1 protein-coding gene is annotated in these 1,105 nt (G+C 69.9%); it reads right to left on the bottom strand.

From position 1 onward, the window contains the following. Nucleotides 1-1,105: AMP-binding protein (locus ACIBH3_RS35980; RefSeq protein ID WP_396316325.1), on the bottom strand; the 1,105-nt coding region annotated here is incomplete at both ends.

Below are 1,105 nucleotides of genomic sequence, written 5' to 3'. Positions count from 1 at the left end.
CCCCACTTCATGAAGGTGCGGATGGCGGTGGGGGCGGTGTAGAGGATGGTGACGCCGTACTTCTGGACGATCTCCCAGAAGCGGCCCTGGTGGGGGGTGTCGGGGGTGCCTTCGTAGATGACCTGGGTGGCGCCGTTGGCGAGGGGGCCGTAGGCGATGTAGGAGTGTCCGGTGACCCAGCCGATGTCGGCGGTGCACCAGTAGACGTCCGTGTCGGGTTTGAGGTCGAAGACGGCGTGGTGGGTGTAGGCGGCCTGGGTGAGGTAGCCGCCGGAGGTGTGCAGGATGCCCTTGGGCTTTCCGGTGGTGCCGGAGGTGTAGAGGATGAACAGCGGGTGTTCGGCGTCGTGGGCTTCGGGGGTGTGGGTGGTGGACTGGCGGTCGCAGATGTCGTGCCACCACACGTCGCGGCCCTCGGTGAGGGTGGTGTCCTGGCCGGTGCGGCGCACGACCAGGACGTGTTCGACCTGGGGGCACTTGGTGAGGGCCTGGTCGATGGCGGGTTTGAGGGCGGTGGGCTTGCCGCGGCGGTAGCCGCCGTCGGCGGTGATGACGAGTTTGGCGTCGGCGTCCTGGATGCGGGAGGCGACGGCGTCGGCGGAGAAGCCGCCGAAGACGACGGAGTGCGGGGCGCCGATGCGGGCGCAGGCGAGCATCGCGATGACGGCTTCGGGGATCATGGGGAGGTAGATGGCGACGCGGTCGCCGGTGGTGACGCCGAGTTCGAGCAGGGCGTTGGCGGCCCGGGAGACCTCGTCCTTCAGCTGGGCGTAGGTGAGGGTGCGGCTGTCGCCGGGTTCGCCTTCGAAGTGGATGGCGACGCGGTCGCCGTGGCCGGCTTCGACGTGTCGGTCGACGCAGTTGTAGGCGACGTTGAGGGTGCCGTCGGCGAACCAGGTGGCGAACGGGGGGTTGGACCAGTCCAGGGTCTGGGTGGGTTCGACGGTCCAGGTCAGGCGGCGGGCCTGTTCGGCCCAGAAGCCGAGGCGGTCGGCGGAGGCCTGGGTGTAGGCGGCCGCGGTGACGTTGGCGGCTGCGGCGAGCTCCGCGGGCGGGGCGAAGCGCCGCTCCTCCTTGAGCAGGTTGGCCAGGCTCTCGTTGCTCA

Origin of the sequence: Kitasatospora sp. NPDC050543, from assembly GCF_044457565.1 — a bacterium.
In the GTDB taxonomy this organism is placed as follows: domain Bacteria; phylum Actinomycetota; class Actinomycetes; order Streptomycetales; family Streptomycetaceae; genus Kitasatospora.
This window is presented reverse-complemented; position numbering and strand designations above follow the sequence as displayed.